At 38.2% G+C, this 18,934-nt stretch carries 23 protein-coding genes and 1 riboswitch; of the genes, 17 read left to right on the top strand and 6 right to left on the bottom strand.

Annotated features, from left to right (window positions below):
- Positions 1 to 291: 291 nt before the first annotated feature.
- The 5 genes from EM808_RS23090 to EM808_RS23070 all read left to right on the top strand — a co-directional run bounded on the left by EM808_RS23090 (position 292) and on the right by EM808_RS23070 (position 4,437).
- Positions 292 to 1,158, top strand: coding sequence for a carbon-nitrogen hydrolase family protein (locus tag EM808_RS23090; protein WP_127741243.1), 867 nt, complete (start codon positions 292 to 294; stop codon positions 1,156 to 1,158).
- Between the two features lies 1 nt (position 1,159).
- Complete coding sequence (locus EM808_RS23085) at positions 1,160 to 1,825, top strand: GNAT family N-acetyltransferase (protein ID WP_127741241.1); 666 nt, start codon at positions 1,160 to 1,162, stop codon at positions 1,823 to 1,825.
- Between the two features lie 164 nt (positions 1,826 to 1,989).
- Complete coding sequence (locus EM808_RS23080) at positions 1,990 to 2,814, top strand: aldo/keto reductase (protein WP_127741239.1); 825 nt, start codon at positions 1,990 to 1,992, stop codon at positions 2,812 to 2,814.
- A 199-nt stretch (positions 2,815 to 3,013) separates the two neighbouring features.
- Complete coding sequence (locus EM808_RS23075; protein WP_127741237.1) at positions 3,014 to 3,715, top strand: SGNH/GDSL hydrolase family protein; 702 nt, start codon at positions 3,014 to 3,016, stop codon at positions 3,713 to 3,715.
- Positions 3,716 to 3,855: 140 nt separating this feature from the next.
- On the top strand, positions 3,856 to 4,437 hold the full coding sequence (locus tag EM808_RS23070) for a hypothetical protein (protein ID WP_127741235.1): 582 nt from the start codon (positions 3,856 to 3,858) through the stop codon (positions 4,435 to 4,437).
- A 375-nt stretch (positions 4,438 to 4,812) separates the two neighbouring features.
- On the opposite strand, the gene metC is transcribed toward EM808_RS23070, so the two are convergent.
- From metC to EM808_RS23055, 3 genes are all read right to left on the bottom strand, one after another.
- Positions 4,813 to 5,982: a cystathionine beta-lyase gene (gene metC, locus EM808_RS23065; RefSeq protein WP_127741233.1), complete on the bottom strand. Its 1,170-nt coding sequence runs from the start codon at positions 5,980 to 5,982 to the stop codon at positions 4,813 to 4,815.
- The gene (locus EM808_RS23060; RefSeq protein WP_127741231.1) at positions 5,979 to 7,088 is read right to left on the bottom strand and encodes a methionine biosynthesis PLP-dependent protein; all 1,110 of its coding nucleotides are present in this window, start codon (positions 7,086 to 7,088) and stop codon (positions 5,979 to 5,981) included. Before EM808_RS23060 ends, metC begins: the two co-directional genes overlap by 4 nt.
- Before the next feature lie 178 nt (positions 7,089 to 7,266).
- Positions 7,267 to 7,382, bottom strand: a riboswitch (SAM riboswitch).
- Positions 7,383 to 7,474: 92 nt separating this feature from the next.
- Positions 7,475 to 7,657, bottom strand: coding sequence for an H-type small acid-soluble spore protein (locus EM808_RS23055; RefSeq protein ID WP_127741229.1), 183 nt, complete (start codon positions 7,655 to 7,657; stop codon positions 7,475 to 7,477).
- A gap of 236 nt (positions 7,658 to 7,893) precedes the next feature.
- On the opposite strand from EM808_RS23055, the gene EM808_RS29590 reads away from it, so the two are divergent.
- From EM808_RS29590 to odhB, 5 genes are all read left to right on the top strand, one after another.
- Positions 7,894 to 8,019, top strand: coding sequence for a hypothetical protein (locus EM808_RS29590; RefSeq protein WP_259347241.1), 126 nt, complete (start codon positions 7,894 to 7,896; stop codon positions 8,017 to 8,019).
- A gap of 128 nt (positions 8,020 to 8,147) precedes the next feature.
- On the top strand, positions 8,148 to 8,840 hold the full coding sequence (locus EM808_RS23050; protein ID WP_127741227.1) for a response regulator transcription factor: 693 nt from the start codon (positions 8,148 to 8,150) through the stop codon (positions 8,838 to 8,840).
- Complete coding sequence (locus EM808_RS23045; RefSeq protein WP_127741225.1) at positions 8,837 to 10,249, top strand: HAMP domain-containing sensor histidine kinase; 1,413 nt, start codon at positions 8,837 to 8,839, stop codon at positions 10,247 to 10,249. The genes EM808_RS23050 and EM808_RS23045 overlap by 4 nt, the downstream gene beginning before the upstream one ends.
- Positions 10,250 to 10,605: 356 nt before the next feature.
- Positions 10,606 to 13,428 carry a 2-oxoglutarate dehydrogenase E1 component gene (locus tag EM808_RS23040; protein WP_127741223.1) on the top strand — a complete coding sequence of 941 codons (2,823 nt, stop codon included), beginning with the start codon at positions 10,606 to 10,608 and terminating at the stop codon, positions 13,426 to 13,428.
- 15 nt (positions 13,429 to 13,443) lie between these two features.
- On the top strand, positions 13,444 to 14,700 hold the full coding sequence (gene odhB / locus EM808_RS23035; protein ID WP_127741221.1) for a 2-oxoglutarate dehydrogenase complex dihydrolipoyllysine-residue succinyltransferase: 1,257 nt from the start codon (positions 13,444 to 13,446) through the stop codon (positions 14,698 to 14,700).
- Between the two features lie 41 nt (positions 14,701 to 14,741).
- Here odhB and sda read toward each other — a convergent pair whose 3' ends face one another.
- On the bottom strand, positions 14,742 to 14,879 hold the full coding sequence (gene sda / locus EM808_RS23030; protein WP_127741219.1) for a sporulation histidine kinase inhibitor Sda: 138 nt from the start codon (positions 14,877 to 14,879) through the stop codon (positions 14,742 to 14,744).
- 68 nt (positions 14,880 to 14,947) lie between these two features.
- Here sda and EM808_RS29845 point away from each other — a divergent pair, with 68 nt between their 5' ends.
- From EM808_RS29845 to crcB, 6 genes are all read left to right on the top strand, one after another.
- Positions 14,948 to 15,067 (top strand): YjbQ family protein, encoded by a 120-nt coding sequence (locus tag EM808_RS29845; protein WP_127741217.1) that lies wholly within the window; start codon positions 14,948 to 14,950, stop codon positions 15,065 to 15,067.
- A 27-nt stretch (positions 15,068 to 15,094) separates the two neighbouring features.
- Complete coding sequence (locus EM808_RS23020; protein WP_235856699.1) at positions 15,095 to 15,502, top strand: gamma-glutamylcyclotransferase family protein; 408 nt, start codon at positions 15,095 to 15,097, stop codon at positions 15,500 to 15,502.
- 72 nt (positions 15,503 to 15,574) lie between these two features.
- Complete coding sequence (locus EM808_RS23015; RefSeq protein ID WP_127741213.1) at positions 15,575 to 15,778, top strand: hypothetical protein; 204 nt, start codon at positions 15,575 to 15,577, stop codon at positions 15,776 to 15,778.
- Between the two features lie 75 nt (positions 15,779 to 15,853).
- A complete protein-coding gene (locus EM808_RS23010; RefSeq protein ID WP_127741211.1) occupies positions 15,854 to 16,057 on the top strand; it encodes a DUF6501 family protein in 204 nt (67 codons plus the stop codon).
- Positions 16,058 to 16,120: 63 nt separating this feature from the next.
- Positions 16,121 to 16,501, top strand: a complete 381-nt coding sequence (locus tag EM808_RS23005; RefSeq protein WP_164849753.1) for a fluoride efflux transporter FluC — start codon at positions 16,121 to 16,123, stop codon at positions 16,499 to 16,501.
- Positions 16,494 to 16,856, top strand: coding sequence for a fluoride efflux transporter CrcB (gene crcB, locus EM808_RS23000; protein ID WP_127741207.1), 363 nt, complete (start codon positions 16,494 to 16,496; stop codon positions 16,854 to 16,856). Before EM808_RS23005 ends, crcB begins: the two co-directional genes overlap by 8 nt.
- 40 nt (positions 16,857 to 16,896) lie before the next feature.
- On the opposite strand, the gene yidC is transcribed toward crcB, so the two are convergent.
- Positions 16,897 to 17,700 (bottom strand): membrane protein insertase YidC, encoded by an 804-nt coding sequence (gene yidC, locus EM808_RS22995; RefSeq protein WP_127741205.1) that lies wholly within the window; start codon positions 17,698 to 17,700, stop codon positions 16,897 to 16,899.
- A gap of 33 nt (positions 17,701 to 17,733) precedes the next feature.
- The gene (locus tag EM808_RS22990; RefSeq protein WP_127741203.1) at positions 17,734 to 18,024 is read right to left on the bottom strand and encodes a hypothetical protein; all 291 of its coding nucleotides are present in this window, start codon (positions 18,022 to 18,024) and stop codon (positions 17,734 to 17,736) included.
- A gap of 360 nt (positions 18,025 to 18,384) precedes the next feature.
- On the opposite strand from EM808_RS22990, the gene EM808_RS22985 reads away from it, so the two are divergent.
- Positions 18,385 to 18,930 carry a cysteine hydrolase family protein gene (locus EM808_RS22985; RefSeq protein ID WP_127741201.1) on the top strand — a complete coding sequence of 182 codons (546 nt, stop codon included), beginning with the start codon at positions 18,385 to 18,387 and terminating at the stop codon, positions 18,928 to 18,930.
- Positions 18,931 to 18,934: the final 4 nt, after the last annotated feature.

Here is an 18,934-nt window from a genome sequence, read left to right as displayed (position 1 = left end):
TCCTACAAACAAGTAAATGATAGTAAGCCCTCCTTGTTATCACATAAGTTTTGTTATTTTTTAAATTATCTGTAATATATATCCATTATATCATGGATCTGTATAATTTTATTGAATATATGCTGTCTGTAGCTAAGGATTTTCCTTCTTTATGTAACAAATAATAAAAAATGAACTAAAATATAAAAAACTGATACAAATCTATTGAAAACCAACAAAAAATGACGCATAATCAATTCTTGTAACTTTCTAATTTAGATAAAAAATTTATTTGCTAAAGGGAGATGGAAGATGAAAATAAGAGTTTCTGCCGTGCAGTATAAACTGCAAAACATTAAGTCATTTGAAGAATTTGCTAAGCAGTGTGAGCATTACGTCCGAACGGCACAGGAATTTGGAGCAGAGTTTGTTTTATTTCCTGAATTTTTTACAACACAGCTGTTGTCAATGGGAGATGGACAAAATCCGTTAACAATTAATGAGTTGCCTGGATTTACAGAACAGTATCAAACTCTGTTCCGCACATTCGCTGTTCAAACTGGAATGCACATAATCGGTGGAACTCACGTTATCCGCAGGGATGACAAATTATTTAATGTCGCCCATTTATTTTATCCTGATGGAAGAATAGAGGAGCAAGCAAAGCTTCATATTACACCGACAGAGGTCGAGGAATGGAATATGGAGAAGGGCGATAGCTTCCGGATTTTTGAAACCGATAAAGGCAAAATTGCGATTTTGACCTGTTATGATATAGAATTCCCTGAAATTGTGCGGATGGCAAAGGCAAAAGGGGCAGATGTTATATTTTGTCCGTCCTGTACAGATGACCGCCATGGCTTCCATCGTGTTCGCTACACATGCCATGCAAGAGCAATTGAAAACCAAGTGTATGTAGTTGTGACAGGTACGGTTGGCTCCTTGACGAATGTTGATTTTATGCGTGCCAATTTCGGTCAGGCTGCGATTATTACTCCGAATGACATCCCGTTTCCACCAAAAGGAATCATGGCAGAGGGCGAGCTAAATGATGATATGATAATTACCTCTGATCTCGATCTTTCACTTCTTTATGAGGTGAGAGCAAAGGGCTCTGTCACAACTTGGAGAGACAGACGAACAGATATTTATACAGATTGGGAAACAATAGAAGGCTGATATGTACTATAGCAGCAATTTTTATATATTTGACGATAAAAAACCTAGAGAATGCAAAGTCCGTAATTACCAAAAAGAGGACTTTGCAGAGTTAATAAACATTCAAGCTGAATGCTTTCCTCCTCCATTTCCAACAGAGCTTTGGTGGTCAAAGGACCAGCTGGAAAACCATGTGACCATTTTTCCAGAAGGGGCGATTTGTGTAGAAGTTGAAGGGAAATTAGCAGGCTCGCTCACTTATCTTTGTATAGCCTATAACGAAGAGGAACATGAACATACATGGAGTGAAATCACAGCTGACGGATATATAACAACACATAGTAAGGATGGGAACGCACTTTATGTTGTTGATAATAGTATTCGCCCTGCATATCGCTCGCTCGGATTAGGAAAAATTATGATGCAAGCCATGTACCAGATTGTCATTGATAAGAAGCTAGATCGCCTTATAGGTGGCGGCAGAATGCCTGGATACCGTAAATACGCTGACGAGCTTTCCCCAGAAGAATATGTTAGTCAAGTTGTAGCTGGAGAAAAAAAGGATCCTGTTATTACTTTTTTAATGAGCTGTGGCAGAATGCCTGTATGTGTTCTGAATGACTATTTAGAAGATGAAGATTCCTTGAATCATGCTGTGCTGATGGAATGGAAAAACCCGTTTAAATAAATGCAGTTTAATCCCTTGTATAGGAAAGTATACAGGGGATTTATTATGGAAATAAATAAGCGGAATGATAATTTGCTAAGTATTTTTTTCGTAAAGCAAAATACTTTATTCCCATTTGTTAATGTGAGAGAATAGCAACATACATAATAAGGAGGGAATTGTTCATGAATCTACAGTCAACAGTCAAACTAAATAATGGTGTGGAAATGCCTAAATTCGGTTTAGGTGTTTTTAAAGTGCAGGAAGGTCAAGAAGTAATTGATTCTGTTAAAGCAGCCATTAAAGCTGGCTACATAAGCATTGATACAGCAGCCGTTTATAAGAATGAAGAAGGTGTTGGCCAAGGTATAAAAGAGTCGGGTGTCGACAGAGAGAAGCTTTTCATTACTACAAAAGTTTGGAATGCAGATCAAGGGTATGATTCCACTTTGGCGGCATTTGAGACAAGCATTCAAAAGCTTGGTCTTGACTATATTGACCTGTATTTGATTCACTGGCCGGTTAGCGGAAAATATAAAGAAACTTGGAAGGCTCTTGAGAAGCTATACAAAGATGGAAAAGTAAAAGCAATTGGTGTCAGCAATTTCCATAAGCATCATCTTGAGGATTTGCTGTCAGAAGCGGAAATTGTTCCAACGGTAAACCAAATTGAGCTTCATCCATTGCTTAGTCAAGAAGAGCTTCGTAATTTCTGTAAGGAAAAAGGCATTGTCGTAGAGGCTTGGTCTCCATTAGCACAAGGAAAGCTGCTTGATAACCCTGTTCTTACTGAAATTGCCGCAAAATACAATAAATCAACGGCACAAATCATCTTAAGATGGGATCTTCAAAATGACATTGTTACAATTCCAAAGTCAATTAAAGAACATCGTATCATTGAAAATGCAGATATCTTCGATTTTGAGCTTACTGCAGAGGATTTAGAAAAAATCAATGGACTGAACAAAAATGAGCGTGTAGGTGCAGATCCAGATAACTTTAACTTCTAATGAAAAAACAAGGAGGTCAAAGCATATAGCTTCGACCCCTTGTTTTTTATTTTTGAAATTGATTATAAAAACTAATTTTCCAAAAATTAGGCAAATGCATTTAGCTCCATATGCAGGAAATGGATATAATAAACAGTATAATGTTGAATCAAGCCTCAAGCAAAAGGCAGCAGGGATGGACAGAAAGCAGGGGTGAATAATGAAAATCATCTGTTTTGGCGACAGTCTGACTAGAGGTGTTTCCTTTGTTAAAGGAAGACCGCGAATACTAAAGGATAACTACCCAACTATCCTAAGTAAATTATTTACGGGGAATACTTTCTCTGTGGAGGGTGTAGAGGTACTGAATAAAGGTGTTTTTAATGATAACTCCGACCTTTTAATGAAACGCCTCGATAAGGATGTGCTAATGGAAGAGCCGGACTATGTTTTGATCAGTGTGGGAGGTAATGATTGTAACTTTGTTTGGGACGAGGTTGCTGAGTTTCCTGAAGTAGAGCATACGCCGATTGTACCAATAGCCAAGTATACGGATAACGTCAAAACAATTGTAGAGAAAGTACGAGAACGAAATATCATACCAGTAATATTAACATTACCACCATTAGCACCAGTTCAGTACTACCAGTTTCTTGCAGACAAGTATGGAAATTCGATTAGTCATTGGATTAGTTTGTGTGGAGGTATTGAACATTGGCATGGTCTTTATAACAGACAGCTTCAAAGAATTGCGGACCAGCTGAATGTTTTAACAATTGACGTCAGGTCATGTCTGAGACAAGCAGGCAATATTCATGACTTTATAAGTGATGACGGCATCCATTTGAACGCTTCCGGCTATGAAAAAATGGGGACAGCAGTGTTTCAGGAATTGAACAAGCTTATTGTACCTTATGCCTAAAACAGTAGGAGGATCTGTTAAGCAGAGCTTAAAGTAAATGTTAGCAAAAATAGTTGGCATATAGCTTTCTTTTGTTATACTAGAAGGAGAGTTCTTTTGAAAAAAGCATGAAGTCATAAAAATCTAGCGAGGAAAAAGTAATGGGCAATATGTATGAAAGAATCATTGAGGTTTTGGAGGAAAATGGTCCAATACCAATCAACACTATTTATGAAAAGATGGTGTCTTCAGCTAAAAATTCAGCAGTAACTGATAAGGAAATACAGCTTTCTTCTGTTAAGTCAGTAATTAGCCGTAAAAAGGACTTGTTTTCTGTCCATAATAATATAGTTTCGATTAACCCTGAAAAAGAAATCAGCCAAATTACATTGGATGTAAAAAGAGGAAATCGTTCCTACAGGCTTAAAATTGATTTTCTTTTTGAAATTTATCATTTACAGTCTTGGAGCTTTTTCTCAGATAATCAAGGGTTTACGCCTAAGAAGATACTTTTTCCTTATTTCTCCTACACAGATATGAAAAAAGACCTTTATAAATTAAAAATCTGGGACTGGGAAAGTGATGAAGGGGTATATGGGAGAGAAAGTCTTTATACCATACAGCTTAAAACGACGAACAGCAGTTATGTACACAGCTATACGGAGATGAAGGCAAAAGAGTGGAAGAAAATAACGAAGGTTATATCTCGATATTTAGACATAGACGCATTATTCATAGATTGAAACGACGATCTCCTTATCTGTCAGGAGGTCGTTTTTGTTTATAAGTAAATAGAGATGGTAGCCATAAGCCGTTTTTAAAGAATTTAAGTCACTTAAATTTGCCTCTATGCTACGAAATTCACTTTTCCTGTCAGACTGCTGTGGCTCCTTAAATGTTGTATGCAAATGACCTTTTATCATTGTTCATGGTATGTTCAGAAATAAAACAATTACATGAACAGAATTGCCTAATTGGAAATTTCCATCACAAATAAGGAGAAGGAAAGCCAACCATGCGTAATGGCTGTTATTCTGTGAGATTTCACAGCAAGGATTTCTTTTTGTTTAGTCTGTAAATAAAAAAAATTCAGGACATTTAAGCCCTGAATTTTTTCATTAAATATAATGAAGCTCAGCCGTTTTCTTTAATGCCGCTTCAAAGTCTGCAATTAAATCTTGAGGATTTTCCAAGCCAACAGACAGACGAAGAAGTGCATCACTGATGCCTCTTTCTTGGCGGGCAATTGGATCCATCGCTGCATGAGACATTTTCGCCGGATAAGAAAGAATAGATTCAACAGCTCCTAAGCTAACTGCAAATACAGGCAGCTCTACATTTTTTACAAACGTACGCATCGCTTCCTCACTATGCAGCTCGAAGGAAAATACAGCTCCAGGGCTTGTTGCCTGCTCCTGCTGAATATCGAATTGCGGGTGATCACTGAAGCCTGGATAATACACCTTTTTAATTGCCGGATGATTATTGAGATATGTAGCAATTTCTGCAGCAGCCTCACTGGAATGCTTCATACGTACACTCAATGTTTTTAAGCCTCTCATTAACAGCCAGCAATCCTGCACTCCAAGCACGGCACCAAAGGAATTTTGAATATAACCGAGCTGTTTCGCAAGCTCTTCATCCTTAACGACAGCAAGACCGGCGATCACGTCACTGTGGCCTGACAAGAACTTTGTGGCACTGTGTAGGACAATATCAGCACCGATTGACAAGGGCTTTTGCAGGGCCGGTGTCAAGAATGTATTATCGACAAATGTCCAAGCATCATTTTGTTTCGCTAAGTCGCTGACTGCTTTAATATCCGTTACCTTCATGAGCGGGTTGGAAGGAGTTTCAATATAGAATACCTTCGTATTTGGCTTAACAGCAGCTTCGACTGCAGCAAGATCTGTCATGTCAACAAATGTATGCTCGATGCCGAAACGGTTAAGCACTGTCGTTACCATACGGTATGTGCCACCATATACATCCTCTGATATTAAGACGTGATCCCCTTGAGAAAGGAGAAGGAAGGCGCTGGAGATAGCCGCCATTCCTGAAGCAAATGCAAAACCTTTAAAACCATCCTCTAAATCTGCAATGATTTCCTCAAGAGCCTCCCTTGTCGGGTTTTGACTTCTTGCATAGTCATATTTTCCAAAGCTATCAATCTCTTGCTGATGGAAAGTAGAGGCATGCTGGATTGGCACACTTACTGCACCTGTTGCCGGATCGAATTTATATTTGTTGTGAAGCAACTTCGTTTCAAAGGAATATTGTTCGCTCATTTTGTTACCTCCTTGGCAATCGTAAAGGCTTTATCCAAGTCTTTAATTAAATCATCAACATTTTCAATACCGACTGAAAAACGAAGCAGACGGTTGCATACACCAGTTTCGAGTCGGATTTTCTCCGGAATATCTGCATGTGTTTGGGTAGCAGGGTATGTTATGAAGCTTTCCACACCGCCCAAGCTTTCTGCAAATGATATTAATGTAAGATTTTGTAGGAATGGATTAACCCATGCTTCATCTTGTACTCTAAAAGAGATCATTCCGCCTCTGCCTGGATACAATACATCGAGGACTGCATCATGACCTTTAAGGAAGGATTGAAGTGCTTTCGCATTTTCTTCATGCTTCTCCATTCTAAGTGCTAATGTTTTCATTCCGCGCATTAACAGCCAAGAATCAAATGGGCTCAACACAGCGCCAGCAGCATTATGATGCAGAGCAAGCTCCTGACAGATTTCTTCGCCTTTTGCGACAATCAGACCTGCAAGAACATCATTGTGGCCGCCAAGATATTTTGTGGCACTATGTATGACGATGTCTGCTCCAAGCCTAATTGGCTGTTGGATAAGAGGAGTATAAAACGTGTTATCAACGATCAACAGAATATCATGCTGCTTTGCAAGCTTTGCAGCCTTTTCGATATCTGCTGTTTCCATAAGAGGGTTAGTAGGTGTTTCTATGAAAATAGCTTTCGTATTTTCCGTAATTGCTGCAGCAATATCCTCCATGCTAGATGTATTTACATAACAACATCGAAGGCCCCACTTTTTAAAGCCTTGTTCAAGCAAACGGTATGTGCCGCCGTAAAGGTCTTTAGATATTATCCATTCATCTCCGCTTTGAAATAAAGAAAGGATTGTTTGAATAGCTGCCATGCCTGAACTGCAAGCGAAACCGCGGTCGCCTTCCTCGAGGTCAGCAATCGCCTTTTCTAAAACCTCTCTTGTTGGGTTTCCTGTACGAGTATAATCATATCCAGTGGATTCGCCTATTCCAGTATGTCTATAAGCCGTTGAAAAATAAACCGGCGGGTTAACCGTTCCTGTTGCTTTTTCACTTCTGTTGCCTATTTGGGCTAATTTAGTCTCTACATCATACATATTGATACACTCCTTCTTGTTCCTGACTATTCAAAATATAGAAGTTATTTAAAATAGTTTGATATTATCTAAAAGTATTATTCTACTAAGAATAGGGGAGTGGGTATGGTTATTTGAAAAATAAAAAGTCCTCTTCCTAAAAATAAGAAGAAGACATGAATTTTCATTATGGCCATTCTTCTTATCTTTCAAGCATAACGCTTGATGGAATTAGCACCTTTTCAGTCTTGTGAAAACAAGCTGAAGGTTGCTGAGGTTTCTTCGGGCCATTCCCTCTACCTCTCTTGATAAGAAAATACTATGTAATTGAAATTAAATTTACTATACCTTTCCAATAATTGCAACTATTATTTTGCTTTTTCTATATTTTTAGAATAAAAAGTCGGTTACTGCTCTTCAATAAGCTGTAGAACATCGACCTCAAGCTCTTGTTCTGGATTGTTTTTCGTATATATTCTTGCCGTTTTAGAATCCTCATTGACATTTTGAATGAAAATCTGTTCACCATTATAACTTACATGAACAATTTCGCCAGCATTCATGATTTCAATAGCTCTTCCAACATTCATTTATTTTCCTCCTTGTTTGGCCATTATTTTTCGAATGGAATGCACCCTGCAAGTCCCTATTTATAGCTTCCGTCATTTTTAAAAAAAATATTCGGCTGAAAACGCGTTCTCATGTATTTTTAATGTTTTTCTCATTCGCTTTTTTGAATAGGGGTGTAATTTAACAACAAGAGAAACAAATGCAACTTGGAAATAGGGTTATTCAATCCTACATTAAAGATAAAGGGAGGAAAAAAGTGATGGTATTTCGATATGCGATGATTATTTTTTCATCCTTGACAGCTGCTTCATTGTTTGGAGTACAAATTGTTGGTATAACACATGCTATAAAAGACACATTTATGAATAGAAGAAATAAATAATATAATGATTAAAGCAGCGGGGTGGAAAACATCCCGCTCCTTCTTTGTATACAAATGATAACACTGTTTGAGATGAGTCAGTCCATGGTAAACTAGAAGTATGTTTATTTAGAATGTGGGTGATATAAATGAAGAGAATCCTTATTATAGAAGATGAAAAAAATCTTGCTCGGTTTATTGAGCTGGAATTGAATTATGAAGGCTATCAAACAGAGGTTTGTGCAGACGGCAGAAGCGGTCTAAATAAAGCGATTACCGAACAGTGGGACGTTATCCTCCTAGATCTCATGCTACCAGAGTTAAACGGGATGGAGGTGTGCAGAAGAATCCGGCAAGTGAAAAACACACCGATATTGATGATAACTGCAAGAGACAATGTTCTTGACAGGGTTTCAGGATTAGATAGCGGTGCAGACGATTATTTAGTGAAGCCATTTGCTATTGAAGAGCTGCTTGCAAGACTTAGAGCGCTATTCAGAAGAATTGAAAACATCTCGAGCGAACAAACAGAACCAGTGCAAAAGCTGACAGTGCTTACATATAAAGATATTGTACTGGAATTGGAATCCCATATTGCCAGAAAAGGCAAGGAGGTTATTGCACTGACGAAAAGAGAGTATGACCTTCTCAGTATGTTTATGAGCAATATAAATATCGTGCTGACAAGGGATGTGCTTTTAAATAAAATATGGGGCTATGAGTCTGAAGTGGAGACAAATGTTATTGATGTATATGTTCGTTACTTAAGGAATAAACTTGATCCGTCAGGACAGGAACAATACATTGAAACAGTCAGAGGAATAGGGTATGTGATGAGATGAATATCGTAAGAAGACTATCCTTGCTTCCATGGAAATGGAAACTGACACTAGGTCTATCATTAAGTATTTTCCTAACATACAGCATCTTTACTTTTTTTGAATTTCATACTGTATCGACTTGGTTGATGAACCAGGAGGAAAACGACGTCAGGCAAACGATGAATGAATTTGTGGCATATTTGAAATCTGACGATAAAACGATAAGTGAAACAGAAATCAAAAACAGCTTGGCTACATTAGAGCAATTAAACACAAAAAATCAGCTGATTCGCGTTATTGATGAAGACGGCAATGTACTGATTTCTCATTTGAACGGAGATTTTCCGATTCTTGAACCGGATATTGTTAAGGAAGAAAAAGAGCTTAAGTATGTTTCTGTTGGGGAAGAGCAGTCATTAGTTTACAGTTACCCTATAAAAAGCAAAGACTTCTCAGGAGAAATTGAAATCATTAGACTGCTTGATTCGTATAAGCTAGTTATGAAGCATTTAGCGTTTGCGATGATGCTGTTTGCGATTGCGGCCATTTTGATTAGTGCATTAATCGGCTACTTGATGTCAAGAGAGCTTTTAAAGCCTTTAAGTATCATGACAAACACAATGAAAAAAATAAAAAGTGCTGGCTTTAAAGAAAGGATGCCTGTGTATCCGCAAAAGGACGAAATTTCAGAGCTTACCACGATTTTTAATCATATGATGGATCGAATTGAATTATCCTTTCAAGCACAAAAGCAATTTGTCGAAGATGCCTCCCATGAGCTAAGAACGCCAATTTCCATTCTGGAAGGTCATCTTTCCATGCTGAATAGATGGGGGAAGCATAATCCTGAAATACTCGAGGAATCATTGAAGGCTTCCCTTGATGAAACAGAGAAATTAAAAAAACTAGTGCTCACATTGCTTGATTTAACTAGATTAGATCATAACAGGATTGACCAGGACAATTTATCACCGGAAAAGGTTAATACCATCATTGAAGGAGCTGTTAAGGATTTTCAAATGCTTCACAGTGACTTTAAGTTCCAGGTCCAATTACAATCAAGTCAGCTTAATGGTATTGCAGAGCAGCATTTTCAACAAGTACTTACGATTCTACTAGACAACGCCATTAAATACTCTGGAGCAAGTAAAGAGATTTCTATTTCAACATCTAAAAGAGACAAGTTATTTATTCTGCAAATAAGTGACAAAGGTATCGGCATACCAGATGAAGAAATTGACAAGGTATTTGACCGTTTTTACAGGGTGGATAAAGCCCGCAGCAGAGGCCAAGGCGGAACTGGTCTCGGATTGGCAATAGCCAAAAAAATCGTGGATTATTATCAAGGCAGTATACAATTAGACAGCAGGATTGGAGAAGGTACAACCGTAACCATATCATTGCCTGAAAATGGTACTGTCACTAAATAAGAAGAAAAGAAACATAGATGTTGTGCTGCTCATTAAATGGGCAGCCTTTTTTTCATTTTTCAGAAGAAAACAAAGATGATAAAACGATGAAAAATAATTAAATAACTTATAAACATTATCCCAGATTCCTGGCATATTTATTTATTATAAAAGGTTTTTTAGCACAGTAAAAAGAGTTGTGAAAAAAATTTACAATATTTTTACTATTAAAATGGGGAAATCTTTTGTAACGGGTGCAATACCGTGTTAAAATACAAATGTAAACGTTTTATTTTTATCAGATAAACGCCTTAAAGTGTAAAAGGCGAGCATATGGGGAATATAGTTGTTACTAAATATGGTGGAGGGAAATTTTCATGGGAAAGCCATCTAGTGGTAAAGGCTCCTATCAGCCAGCGTTTTATGGACCCAATCTCGGGGTTGCAATGGAGCTGTACGACAAATACTTAGAAAATCCTGATTCTGTTGATGAGGAAATGCGAGATTTTTTCGCAACATGGGGTTCACCAATCGAACAGGAAGATACAGTAAGTAAACCAGCACTATCTTCCGGAAGTAATTTAGAAGTTGAAAAGGTTATTGCAGCAGTTACATTAGTGAACAAAATCAGGGCGTATGGCCATTTAGCTGCAGATATTTATCCATTGGGTGATGTACATAGGCAAGAGGAACTTTTCGAGTTGTCTCGCTATCAGCTTACTAAAGAGGACTTAGAAAAAATGGATGCATCACTGCTATGCCAGGATGTGCCAAGCACTGTAAGAAATGGCTTTGAAGTTGTGCAATATTTAAAGGATGTTTATATGAATAAAATTGCCTTTGAATTTTATCATGTGAACGATATAAATGAAAAGAACTGGCTCCAAAAAAAGGTGGAATCAGGAAGTCTTAAGCCTGCCTGCAATAAAGAACTGAAGAAAAAACTGCTAAAAAGAGTGGTAGAGGTTGAGGAATTCGAAAATTTCTTACATAAAACATATGTCGGCCAAAAGCGATTCTCGATTGAAGGCCTTGATACGATGGTTCCGTTGCTTGATGAGATTATATCTCAGTCTGTTGTTAACGGTGCAAAAAACGTTCATATTGGGATGGCTCACAGAGGAAGGCTAAATGTGTTGGCACATGTGCTTGAAAAGCCGTATGAGATGATTTTTGCTGAATTTCAGCATGCCCCAAATAAAAAGCTTGTTCCTTCAGAAGGATCAATTGGTATAAGCTTTGGCTGGACAGGTGATGTGAAATATCACTTAGGACTGAACAGACAAATCAAAAAGAGCAGCACATCGAATGTACGCCTTACATTGGCAAATAATCCAAGCCATCTGGAGTTTGTCGGCGCTGTTGTGGAAGGATTTACACGCGCATCACAAGATGACAGAACAGCCCCAGGCTTTCCAGAAGAGAACCATCAATCTGCACAAGCTATCCTCATTCATGGGGACGCGGCATTTCCAGGGCAAGGAATTGTTGCAGAAACACTGAATTTGACTGGGCTTAAAGGATACCGAACAGGTGGTACGATTCACATAATCGCAAATAATACGATTGGATTTACAACAGAATCAAGAGATTCAAGATCGACAAGGTATGCAAGTGACCTTGCCAAAGGTTTTGAAATTCCAATCATTCATGTAAATGCAGACGATCCGGAAGCAGTAATCAAAGCTGCAAAGCTGGCATGTGAGTACAGAGCTGCCTTTAACAAGGATTTCTTGATTGATTTAATCGGCTATAGAAGATATGGCCATAATGAAATGGATGAGCCGATGACAACAAATCCATTGATGTACAAAATAATCAAAGAGCATCCTACTATTACAGCGAGCTACTTTAATGTATTACAGGAACAAGGTGTATTGTCAGAAATTGAATTCCAAGGCTATAAAAAGGACGTTATTGCTAAATTAAAGCAAGCGTATGATAAAGTGCCTACAAAGGAAGAAATGGACGAGGAAGCACTTCCACCGAATTCGGTTGAAAGAGATCTGCCGATGATTGATACAACTATTTCAGAAAAGCGACTGAAGGAAATTAATTCAGAATTAATCTCATTTCCTGAAAATTTCCGTGTGTTTGACAAACTAAGTAAAATCTTAAAACGACGTGAAGCAGCGATAGAGGAAGGGAAGATTGATTGGGGCTTGGCTGAGACTTTAGCTTATGCGAGCATCCTGCAGGATGGCACGCCAATTCGCTTGTCTGGTCAGGACTCAGAACGAGGAACCTTTGCACATAGAAATATTGTGCTTCATGATAATGAATCAGATAAGGTTTATTCACCGCTTCATTTGTTGTCAACTGCACAAGCGTCCTTTGCGGTACATAACAGTCCGCTGTCAGAAGGTGCCGTTCTTGGTTTTGAATATGGTTATAATGTGTTTGCTCCTGAAACACTCGTTCTTTGGGAAGCACAATTCGGCGATTTTGCTAATGCTGCACAAGTTATATTTGATCAATTCATTTCAGCTGGAAGAGCAAAATGGGGACAAAAGTCCGGATTAGTAATGTTGCTTCCACATGCTTATGAAGGCCAAGGACCAGAGCATTCGAGCGGACGAATGGAAAGATTTTTGACCTCTGCTGCGGAAAATAACTGGACTGTTGCCAATTTAACATCATCTGCACAATATTTTCATATTTTGCGCAGACAGGCAGCCATCTTAAATAAAGAAGAAGTAAGACCACTAGTAATCATGACACCTAAAAGCTTGTTAAGAAATGCAGATGTGGCATCAAGTGTAAGTGCATTCAGCAGCGACACGTTTCAACCAGTAGTAGAGGAAGAGCTTACTGGCAAAAATCCACAGGCTGTGAAACGAATTTTGCTGTCAACTGGAAAGATAGCAATCGACCTTCATCAAGGTATTACGCAGCTGGAGGATTCTGATTGGGTGCATAGTGTACGTATCGAGGAACTTTATCCGTTCCCAGCGAATAAATTGAAAGAAATTTTAATAAAATATCCTAATTTACAAGAAATTAGATGGGTGCAAGAGGAGCCTCAAAATATGGGTGCATGGAGCTTCATGGAGCCAAGAGTGAAGAAGCTGTTACCTGATACTGTCACATTCGATTATATCGGACGACGAAGAAGATCAAGTCCTGCAGAAGGGGACCCAATTGTTCATCGCAAAAATCAAGCAAGAATCATTAATAAAGCATTGACATGGACTGAATAGAGGGGGATTTTTAAGATGGGTGAGATTAAAATACCAGAACTAGCAGAATCAATTACAGAAGGTACCGTAGCACAATGGCTGAAAAAGACAGGTGAATATGTAGAAAAAGGTGACTATATAGTAGAACTGGAAACAGACAAGGTAAACGTTGAAATCATTTCTGAAGAAAGTGGTATTTTACAGGAACTGAAGGCTAATGAAGGCGATACAGTTCAGGTTGGAGAAATTATCGCTATCGTTTCTGAGGGTGGTGCCAATACTAAGCCAGCAGAAACACTGCCTAAAGCGGCTGTCCAAGAAGCGCCTGTAGTTACGGAAGCTCCTCCTGCAAAAGAGGAACCAAGCCCGATTAAGCCGGAAGCAAAAGGATATCCAATCGCTTCCCCATCTGCAAGAAAACTAGCAAGAGAAAAAGGGATTGATTTATCGCAAGTTCCATCAAATGATCCGTTAGGAAGATTGCGTGCCCATGATGTAATAGAGCATGACAGAAGAAAAGAACAGCCTGCACCATCTGCACCAAAAGAGAAGGAGAATAAACAGCCTCAAGCAGCAGAAGCAAAGCCAGGCAAGCCGACAGAGCGTGTTAGAATGACGCGCAGAAGACAAACAATTGCCTCAAGGCTTGTAGAAGTGCAGCAAAACACGGCAATGCTTACAACCTTTAACGAGGTGGATATGAGCAATATTATGAAACTAAGAAATAAACGCAAGGATCAATTTCATAAAGAAAATGATGTGAAGCTTGGATTCATGTCCTTCTTTACAAAAGCAGTTGTTGCTTGCTTGAAGAAAGCACCGCTGTTAAACGCTGAAATACAGGGAGACGAAATTGTCCTTAAAAAATTCTATGATATAGGCATAGCGGTTTCTACAGATGATGGTTTGGTTGTACCAGTTCTTCGTGATGCGGATCGCAAGAATTTTGCCGAAATAGAAAGTGATATTATGACGTTTGCAGATAAAGCACGTAATAATAAATTGTCTTTATCAGATTTGCAAGGAGGAACATTCACTATTACTAATGGCGGTGTATTCGGTTCGCTATTGTCAACACCTATCTTGAACGGTCCTCAAGTCGGAATTCTTGGTATGCATAAAATCCAAATGCGTCCTGTTGCCATTGACAATGAGAAAATGGAAAACAGGCCAATGATGTATTTAGCTCTTTCCTATGATCATCGTATCATTGACGGCAAGGAAGCAGTAACCTTCCTAGCAAGAGTTAAAGCATTATTAGAAGATCCTGAATCATTACTTTTTGAAGCTTAATAGAAAGAGGATGCTAAGCAGTTAGCATCCTCTTTATTGTTCTATTCAGTCCCAATACTCGGATTGAGACCACGCTTGTCCATTTCCTGTTTCAGCATTATTATCCATTCCTCTTCATTTCCGGCTTTCAATGCATCTCGATAAGAAAAAATCAGCTGTTCATTGCTCATAATTTTCATTTTGCATCCTCCTTAAATAAATGGATTGAATATTCTTACAATGTCCATACTAACGCAAAGCTTAGGCAATGAAAAGCAAAAGGCTAGGGTTGGATAATTTTAACTCGTGTACATGGCAGGGCATTTATTTTTGCGAATTTGATGGACCAAGAGACAGAAGCTATACGATAAAGCTGATAACAGGATAATCAAAAGGAGCTGTGCCACTATTGAATGTGCTAGTTTTTGTTTATGGAACGTTAAGAAAGCAGCAAATCAATCACCATATGATGAAAAACTATCCCTGTATGCAAGAAGATGTGTGGGTGTATGGCAAGCTATACGATGCAGGTGCAGGCTATCCCTTCTTAGCGTTAAATAAGGGGAGTGAGAAGGTGCGCGGGGAAGTATTTGAAGTCCCTCAAGCGGAACTTTATCTGCTGGATGAGTTTGAGGATTATATACCTGATGAACCTAACAGCAGCTTATATATGCGAGTGGAGGTCGATGTTTATGACAATAACGACCATTCCACTAAAGCATTTACCTATGTTTGCAATAAGGAAGAGATGCTACTGCACGAAATTGAAGGCCATGATTGGGTGAATTTTATAGGAAAACCCGGAACAAATGAAAAAATATAGGCTTATGTATGTTTAACGGACAATTCGCCAGTGGTATATATCTATCAGAAGACATCATAGAAAGAAGGTCATATGATGAACATACAGGCGAAAAATCAACTTTATACAATTAATGACAAAGAAAAAACATATACGGCAATGGAATTCAAAAGAATGGACTGGATTAATAAACAGTGCTATATAACATTTCAACAGGCATCGACAGGACAGTGGTATACCTTTGAACGAAGCAGCATATTTCTGCAAATGCATAACGAAAGAAATTTAGTGTCTTGAGGCAAGGATAGGTTGCGTTAAAGGGCATCCTGGCTATATACTAAAGTAGTATATAAGTGAAAGGGGCTTTAACCATTGATACATGAAATATGGAATGACAAGAACACAGTTAAAAAAGTGAAGTGCATACATACAGATGCCAGCAAATATATTGTTAATAGAGTGCTGACAGTCGGCGAAACATATGAAGTCAAAAATGAAACAGAAGAATTTTATTTCATTGTTGATAATTCTGGAAAAGTCGGCGGATTTTATAAGGATTATTTTCAAGATCTATAAGAATGGCTGGGAGAAAGCAGAAAATGTTTTCTCCTTTTTACATGGAAAGAAGGGAAAAGGAAATTGATTTATTTTTATATTGGCATCGGCGGGATTATCGGAAGTATTGCCAGATTTCTATGCAGTCTAGGGCAGGGTGCTTTTCCTTATCATACCTTAGCAATAAATATTGCAGGTTCTTTTTTCCTTGGCTGGTTTACGAAGTATATTGCAGAAAGAAAGAAACTCTCCCCATTAATTTCAACGGCTATCGGTACAGGTATTGTTGGCTCATTCACAACCTTGTCAACGTTCAGTCTTGATACACTAACCCTATTCCAACAGGGGGAGGTAATTCATGCGTTTATTTATATGGCAGTGAGCGGGCTGTTAGGACCAGCAGCCGCTTTTTTAGGAATTATACTTGGAACAAAGCTTGCTGAAAGAGGACATAATCATGGTTGAGATGATAGGTACAGTTGCCGTCGGCGGATTTTTGGGAGCAATTAGCCGCTATTGGTTGATGCAATATATTAAAACAAAGATAAAGTCAGCTATGCCAATTGCTACACTTGTTATTAATTTGTCAGGTTCTTTTCTATTAGGATTGACAGCAGGATTTCAAGTGAATGAAACGCTCCATCTCTTGTTTGCTGTTGGTTTTTTGGGAGCATATACCACCTTTTCCACATTGGCAGTCGAGGCTGCAGAGCTGTGGAAAGGCAAAATCAGGAGGATCTTCTATTGGTATTTGTTTTGTTCTTTTGGCGGTGGGCTTCTTTTTGCATGGTTAGGATATATGGCTGCAAATATTGGATAAAAAAAAACAGACGAAGGATATCTCGTCTGTTTTTTTTTGCTTATTGTTTGTCTTTTTTTGTAACTGCAGCAGCATCTTTAACTGCTGGCGGATATAATTTGCGTCCAAGCATGGATTGCAATATAAGGAAAATACCACCGACTGTCCAGTATAGCGGAAGAGCAGCAGGAGCATTAAGTGATACCATTACAATCATAATTGGTGAAATTAATCCCATGAATTTCATTTGCTTTTGTTGTTCAGCAGTCATCGTGTTTTGTGTCACGCGGAACTGTAAATAATAAACAATACCAGCAATGGCCGTTAAGATAAGGTCGGAATGACCAAGATTAAACCATAAGAATGTATGGCTGGCAATTTCCTGTGAGCCTCTTATTGCATAATAGAAGCCCATAAGAATTGGCATTTGGATAATCATTGGCAGACAGCCCATTGACAATGGATTAACTCCATGTGTTTTATATAGGTCCATCATTTCACGCTGCAGGTTTTGCTGTTCTTTTTGGTCTTTCGTCGTTTTTAGCTTTTTTTGAATGCGATCCATTTCCGGCTTGATTAGTTCCATCTTCACTTTCATCGTCTGCTGTTTTTTATACTGACGCAGCATTAGCGGCATTAACAAAAGGCGAATGATAAGTGTAATCAGGATAATTGCAAGTCCGAAGCTGCCATTAAATAGCATTGCTGTCCCATGTATCAAGGATGCAAATGGCTCGACGACCGTATTATGGAACCAACCTCCGCTGCTTCCACTTCCGCTACCTGTCGTTGAACATGCGCTAAGCATGATGGCAGTTAATATTGTCATAAGTACTAAAACTAGTTTTTTTGCTGATTTCGTCATTGTGACTCCTCCTATTTCGTTGAAAGATTTAGTCTATATCAGGAGGAGAAACGGTTTTTCTGGATCATCAGCAGTGCTTTCCATTCTTTTACGAATATTTTTACATATCCATTGCAGAATGGGCGTATTGTATTTTTGAACATTAAAATTTACCGTCGTGATGACTCTTTGCAAATAAAGGCCATCTGATGCGATAAATTCATCATTCACAGTGATTTGCAGGTTAATATCCCAAAAGTACTTAACCATTAATCCTATCATTACAGTAATATAGATGGTTTGATAGCTTGGAATGTTTGTCAAATCAATTAAGAATTCAAACATTTATACACCTCAGGTTCGTTATCAACACTAAAATTATATCGAAAATAAGCCTAAAGTGCAATCTTGTTCTATTGGTAATACCTTGTGACAATTCCATTTTCTTTTTAACTGGACCATTAATATATTGCCTCTATTTAAAGCTCCCGCTAAAAATATTTATCTCGCAGCAAAATCTTTCTTTAATAATTGTCATATTTAGGTGTATGATAGAGATAAAAGTACTTTTACACTTACAAAATGGCCTAAAGATCCACGTACAGTTCCTTACATGTTTCAAGGAAAATAAGCTTAGTTTATGGTAAAATGGCAGGAAGTTCGGTATAATGTGTTCACATATTTTAGCGTATCCTAAAGGAGGCTATTCTAGTGAAAGCTCTAATAAATATTGATTATACGTTCGATTTTATTGAAGGCGCACTGCCTTGCGGTGATCCAGGAATTAAAATAGAAGAGGCTATTACGCAAATTACCCGGCAATTTATCGAAGAGGGTCATTTTACTGTGTTTGCCATCGATTTACATACTGAAAAGGATGCATATCATCCTGAAACAGAATTGTTTCCGCCCCATAATATAAAAGGGACAGAAGGCAGGAATCTTTATGGTGCCTTGAAAGAAGTTTATGAGCAATTCAAGGTGCACAACAATGTTTATTGGATGGATAAAACAAGATACAGTGCTTTTGCCGGTACAGATCTTGAAATAAAGCTCAATGAGAGAAACATAAAGGATATTCATCTTGTAGGTGTTTGTACAGATATATGTGTGCTCCACACGGCTGTAGACGCCTATAATAAGGGATATAATCTTTATATCCATGAAAAGGCAACAGCATCCTTTAATGAAGCAGGCCATATATGGGCGCTAAATCATTTTAAAAGCACACTTGGTGCAGCCATTTTGTAAGGTG

It is taken from the genome of Niallia taxi (assembly GCF_004005475.1).
GTDB classification, from domain to species: domain Bacteria; phylum Bacillota; class Bacilli; order Bacillales; family Cytobacillaceae; genus Niallia; species Niallia taxi.
Note: the sequence above shows the minus strand (reverse complement) of the source record. Positions and strands in the feature narration are given on the sequence as shown.

Coding starts and splice junctions, on each gene's coding strand:
- EM808_RS22990 (WP_127741203.1), bottom strand. CDS start 18,024: ATGTTTGAATTCTTAATTGATTTGACAAACATTCCAAGCTATCAAACC.
- EM808_RS23045 (WP_127741225.1), top strand. CDS start 8,837: ATGAATATCGTAAGAAGACTATCCTTGCTTCCATGGAAATGGAAACTG.
- metC (WP_127741233.1), bottom strand. CDS start 5,982: ATGAGCGAACAATATTCCTTTGAAACGAAGTTGCTTCACAACAAATAT.
- EM808_RS23085 (WP_127741241.1), top strand. CDS start 1,160: ATGTACTATAGCAGCAATTTTTATATATTTGACGATAAAAAACCTAGA.
- yidC (WP_127741205.1), bottom strand. CDS start 17,700: ATGACGAAATCAGCAAAAAAACTAGTTTTAGTACTTATGACAATATTA.
- EM808_RS23060 (WP_127741231.1), bottom strand. CDS start 7,088: ATGTATGATGTAGAGACTAAATTAGCCCAAATAGGCAACAGAAGTGAA.
- EM808_RS29845 (WP_127741217.1), top strand. CDS start 14,948: ATGAAAAGCAAAAGGCTAGGGTTGGATAATTTTAACTCGTGTACATGG.
- sda (WP_127741219.1), bottom strand. CDS start 14,879: ATGAAAATTATGAGCAATGAACAGCTGATTTTTTCTTATCGAGATGCA.
- EM808_RS23050 (WP_127741227.1), top strand. CDS start 8,148: ATGAAGAGAATCCTTATTATAGAAGATGAAAAAAATCTTGCTCGGTTT.
- EM808_RS23075 (WP_127741237.1), top strand. CDS start 3,014: ATGAAAATCATCTGTTTTGGCGACAGTCTGACTAGAGGTGTTTCCTTT.
- EM808_RS23015 (WP_127741213.1), top strand. CDS start 15,575: ATGATGAACATACAGGCGAAAAATCAACTTTATACAATTAATGACAAA.
- EM808_RS23070 (WP_127741235.1), top strand. CDS start 3,856: ATGGGCAATATGTATGAAAGAATCATTGAGGTTTTGGAGGAAAATGGT.
- EM808_RS23090 (WP_127741243.1), top strand. CDS start 292: ATGAAAATAAGAGTTTCTGCCGTGCAGTATAAACTGCAAAACATTAAG.
- odhB (WP_127741221.1), top strand. CDS start 13,444: ATGGGTGAGATTAAAATACCAGAACTAGCAGAATCAATTACAGAAGGT.
- EM808_RS23040 (WP_127741223.1), top strand. CDS start 10,606: ATGGGAAAGCCATCTAGTGGTAAAGGCTCCTATCAGCCAGCGTTTTAT.
- crcB (WP_127741207.1), top strand. CDS start 16,494: ATGGTTGAGATGATAGGTACAGTTGCCGTCGGCGGATTTTTGGGAGCA.
- EM808_RS23055 (WP_127741229.1), bottom strand. CDS start 7,657: ATGAATGTTGGAAGAGCTATTGAAATCATGAATGCTGGCGAAATTGTT.
- EM808_RS23080 (WP_127741239.1), top strand. CDS start 1,990: ATGAATCTACAGTCAACAGTCAAACTAAATAATGGTGTGGAAATGCCT.